Source organism: Paenibacillus sp. 01T422 (assembly GCF_056398785.1).
Map to the genome: position 1 here is coordinate 1 of NZ_JBFTQB010000618.1, position 3,947 is coordinate 3,947.

The 3,947-nt window shown below is 48.9% G+C and carries 4 protein-coding genes; 3 read left to right on the plus strand and 1 reads right to left on the minus strand.

Annotated features, from left to right (window positions below; translation table 11 throughout):
• Positions 1-79: 79 nt before the first annotated feature.
• The 3 genes from AC1DUA_RS27395 to AC1DUA_RS27405 are packed head-to-tail and all read left to right on the plus strand — an operon-like array spanning position 80 to position 3,149.
• The gene (locus AC1DUA_RS27395; protein WP_477502777.1) at positions 80-1,915 is read left to right on the plus strand and encodes an APC family permease; all 1,836 of its coding nucleotides are present in this window, start codon (positions 80-82) and stop codon (positions 1,913-1,915) included.
• A 56-nt stretch (positions 1,916-1,971) separates the two neighbouring features.
• Entirely contained in the window at positions 1,972-2,232 is a 261-nt protein-coding gene (locus tag AC1DUA_RS27400; RefSeq protein ID WP_477502778.1) for a YqkE family protein, read from the plus strand.
• The gene (locus AC1DUA_RS27405) at positions 2,229-3,149 is read left to right on the plus strand and encodes a polysaccharide deacetylase family protein (protein WP_477502779.1); all 921 of its coding nucleotides are present in this window, start codon (positions 2,229-2,231) and stop codon (positions 3,147-3,149) included. The genes AC1DUA_RS27400 and AC1DUA_RS27405 overlap by 4 nt, the downstream gene beginning before the upstream one ends.
• A gap of 611 nt (positions 3,150-3,760) precedes the next feature.
• Here the strand turns inward: AC1DUA_RS27405 and AC1DUA_RS27410 are convergent.
• The coding region (locus AC1DUA_RS27410) for a hypothetical protein (RefSeq protein ID WP_477502780.1) at positions 3,761-3,947 on the minus strand (187 nt) is incomplete at its 5' end.

The window sequence follows — 3,947 nt, forward strand, 5'->3', positions numbered from 1 at the left end:
GGGTCTATCCTTGTGTTTTTTTGCGCTTAAAAAAGGGAAATCAAGCTGAAAACTAGGTTATTTGGAGGAATTTCACAGCATGACAAGTGACTCATTGAAAAAGATTGTATTCGGCAAACCTCTGAAATCAGAGGAGCTCGAGTCCGAGAAAATGCAGGTATGGAAGGCGCTGCCCATTTTATCTTCGGATGCCCTGTCTTCGGTGGCTTATGGCACGGAGCAGATTTTGCTAGAGCTTGCGACTGTTGGGGTTGCTGCTTTTGCGTTCTCATTGCCGATTGCAATCTCGATTATTGCTTTAATCATGCTTCTTGTTTTGAGCTATCGCCAAGTGATTGAGGCCTATCCGATGGGCGGCGGAGCTTATATGGTGGCCAAGGAAAATTTGGGAATGATGTCGGGAAGACTCACTGGGGTTTCACTGCTGATTGATTATACGTTAACCGTTGCGGTTTCGATTTCGGCAGGTGTGCAGGCAATAACGTCGGCTTTCCCAGTTACGGTGCCATATATTGTCCCCATAGCCTTAGTGCTCGTCTGGGTGATGGTTTGGTTGAATTTGCGGGGTACTTCTGAATCCGGAACCGTGTTCGCGATTCCAACGTACTTTTTTATCCTGTGCATACTGCTCCTGATTGGCAAAGGGATCTTCGACATGCTGACTGGATCTATGAGTATGCATGAATTCCAAGTCGTTCCTGGCTCGATGACGAGTTCATTGACATTGTTTGTTATTCTAAAAGCCTTTTCTTCCGGCTGCTCGGCCGTAACAGGGATTGAGGCGATTTCTGATGCGGTGCCGCATTTCCGTACGCCATCTGTCAAAAATGCCAAGAAAACGCTGGCTTCCCTCGGCACTCTGCTGGCAATAGTTTTTGGAGGCGTCACCTTGCTGAGCTTGGGTTATGGGATTGCACCTGATCCGCATGGTCATACCTCGGTCTTGTCGATGGTTACGGAGCAGGCGTTTGGGCGTGGAGTCATGTACTATGCAACACAGATTGGCACCATGCTGATCCTGGTATTGGCTGCGAATACGAGCTTCAACGGATTTCCGATCTTGGCTTCTATTATGGCTCAGGATAAAAACTTCCCACGCATGTTCTCGTACCGGGGAGATCGCTTGTCGTTTCACTATGGGATTGTCACGTTAGGCGTTCTCGCAAGTGTCTTACTTGTTATTTTTAAAGGAAAAACCGATGCACTCATTCCACTTTATGCAATTGGCGTCTTCTTATCTTTTACCCTTGCCCAAAGCGGTTTGGTCCGCAAATGGTTCAGAGAACGTCCGTCTGGCTGGATCGGCAAGTTCCTTATCAATGGTTTAGGGGGAATCGTCTCCCTTGCCGTTCTGATTATTTTCTGTATAACCAAATTTAGCGAAGGCGCTTGGATTGTTATTATTGTGACGCCGCTTTTACTTTGGGGAATAACCAAAATTAGCTGCCACTACGATGATGTAGCCAAACAGCTGCGCATTGATATCACACAAGAACGTGTATCTACGAAGGAACCTGTGATCATTGTGCCAGTAGCCGGCATTCACCGTGTCGTACAGCAGTCTTTGAATTATGCCAAATCCTTATCTCCGAATGTTATTGCTTTTTACGTATCATTTTCGGATGAGGATGAAGAGGCGATGCAGGAGAAATGGGACAAATGGGACCCGGGCGTTCGGCTTGTTGTGTTCAAATCCCGTTACCGCACCATTTTGAAGCCGCTGGCTGAGTTTATTGAAAGAGTCGATACCCATGTTTCGGAAAAGCAATCGATCATGGTGATCCTGCCCCAGTTCATGCCGAAAAAATGGTGGCACCGCCTGCTCCACAACCAGTCTGCCGCACGTATTCGCTCCAAGCTGCAAGCTGACAAAGATATCGTCGTTGCGACGGTGCCCTATCATTTGCATGAGTAGCGGTGTACAATAAAGGGGTAAAACTGATGTAGAAATGGAACAGAGGTGAGCCCTTTATGGCAAAAAAGAAATGGTCTAACACAACCGCTGAACTTAGCGCGCAAGATAAACCAGCGACACTCAAAGATTTGCTGCGTCCTGATATCGTAGCTGGGCTGAAAGCTCAAGCTGATGCGATGAAAGCAGAGGAACAGGCTCGTAAGGATGCTGCCAGAGCTGAAGCGGAGGCTGCGCGCAAGGCGGAGGAGAAACGGCTGGAGAATGATTTTGGCCACTTGCTGGAGAAGAGCAAGCTTGATTGGAGAAAACACAAATGAGGAAGCGCGTGGTGTGCTTCCTTTTTCTTTTGAATGCGTTGATAGCGCTTTCAGGTTGTGGGGTAGAGGGTGCTGGAACGTCGGTTGCGCAGCCCAGCGTCAGCCCTGATCTCTCGCCGCCGTCCGTACCTACGGCGGCAGGGGCGGAGGGATCGACAGCCATACCAACAGACTCGTCCTCACTAGCGCCGACGCTCGTATCTTCAACTACGCTATCCCTTTCATTAGTAGAAAGGTACAAAACAGCAGTCCCCCACAAATGGGGCGAGAATATCCCAGGCGTACGGACACATCTTGTAACGCAGGAAAAGGTGATCGCATTTACCTTTGACGCTTGCGGCGGCAAAGAAGGCAGCGGCTACGATGAGAAACTGATCAATTACTTGATCAAGGAGCAAATACCAGCTACGTTGTTTGTTAATGCAAGATGGATTGTCGCCAATCCAGATATTTTTGCCAAGTTGGCGGGGAATCCGCTGTTTGAGATCGAAAACCACGGGACCGAGCATAGGCCGCTCTCCGTGAACGGCAGAGCCGCCTATGGTATCGCAGGAACCAAAGATGTGAGCGATGYGATTAGCGAAGTCACGGAGAACGCTGACGAGATCGAAAAGCTGACGGGAAGGCGGCCTTTATTTTTCCGCTCAGGCACAGCCTTCTACGATGATATCGCCGTCGACATTGCCCACGACCTGGGCTTCCAGTTGGCGGGTTATAACGTGCTTGGCGACGCTGGAGCAACATTTAACACGGAGCAGGTGTACACTGCGCTTACAAAGGCTCGGAGTGGTTCGATTGTTTTGGCGCATATGAACCATCCAGAGAAAGACACGGCTGAAGGTGTCATGAAGGCCATACCTGCTCTGCAGAAGGCGGGCTTTCAATTCGTTCTGCTATCGGCCTATCCTGTAGAGTGAAATAGAACTACTACTGCCACTGCCACGTGCTACCCTGAGTGGCTGGGCCACTTGTTACTAACGCCGATTCCTACTTCTATTTTCAGCAAATGCACTACTTTTACTCAATTAACTCCAGTTTCTACTACAAATATCGCCAATCCACCTAATTTCGGGCCAGTCACCGCCGATTTAGATGTAGTTGCTACCGCTATTCCACTCCCTGCCACCGAGCAGCGCAGATTAGCGGTAGTTTTTCCCTCTATTCAACAAATAGCCGGCCACCTTAAAACTAGGCGCCCCTGACTGGTAGCGTCCACTTGTTATTAACGCCGATTCCTACTTCTATTTTCAGCAAATGCACATCTTTTACTCAATTAACTCCAGTTTCTACCACTAATATTACCAATCCACCTAATTTCGGGCCAGTCGCCGCCGATTTAGATGTAGTTGCTACCGCTATTCTCCTTCCTGCCACCGAGCAGCGCAGAATAGCGTTAGTTTTTCCCTCTACTTCAGCTGAGGCAGCAAAATAGCCGGCCACCTTAGAGCTAGGCGCCCCTAACTGCTAGCGTCCAATTGTTATTACCGCCGATTTCTACTTCTATTTTCAGCAAATGCACATCTTTTACTCAATTAACTCCAGTTTCTACCACTAATATCATCAATCCACCTAATTTCGGGCCAGTCGCCGCCGATTTAGATGTAGTTACCGCTATTCCATTCCCTGCCACCGAGCAGCGCAGAATAGCGTTAGTTTTTCCCTCTACTTCAGCTGAGGCAGCAAAATAGCCGACCACCTTAGAGCTAGGCGCCCCT

Excerpts from the sequence above, each read along its gene's own strand:
- AC1DUA_RS27395 (WP_477502777.1), top strand. The coding sequence starts at position 80 with ATGACAAGTGACTCATTGAAAAAGATTGTATTCGGCAAACCTCTGAAA.
- AC1DUA_RS27400 (WP_477502778.1), top strand. The coding sequence starts at position 1,972 with ATGGCAAAAAAGAAATGGTCTAACACAACCGCTGAACTTAGCGCGCAA.